The organism is Clostridioides sp. ZZV15-6598 (genome assembly GCF_020657705.1).
GTDB classification, from domain to species: Bacteria; Bacillota; Clostridia; order Peptostreptococcales; family Peptostreptococcaceae; genus Clostridioides; species Clostridioides difficile_F.
The window spans coordinates 1-282 of the sequence record NZ_JAGWCS010000371.1 but is presented as its reverse complement, the minus strand read 5'-3'; the positions used below and the strand labels follow the sequence as shown (position 1 = coordinate 282).

General features: G+C 24.8%; 1 pseudogene. It reads right to left on the bottom strand.

Going from position 1 to position 282, the window contains the following annotated elements:
• Positions 1-282: pseudogene (locus tag KGF50_RS22100) on the bottom strand (sensor histidine kinase); the annotation flags it as partial.

Genomic DNA, 282 nt, shown 5'->3' with positions numbered 1-282 from the left:
TTCGTCACCTCCTATCACTTCTAACTTATATTTTAGATTTCCATTTTCAATGTTTTTTATATTTTTCGAGATATTATTGATGTAATTAAACTTAGTAGATAGAAAGTTGTATATGGAAGAATAAGCAATTACACTTACAAGTGTAAATAGAACCTCTATAACTATTGCTTCAGCATAATATATACCCATAAATAATACTAAAGCTATGTACTGAATAATTGCTTGTATAACTATAGAGATTAAAAAGGTTATAGCTAGTTTCTTATTTATAGTTTTTCTATT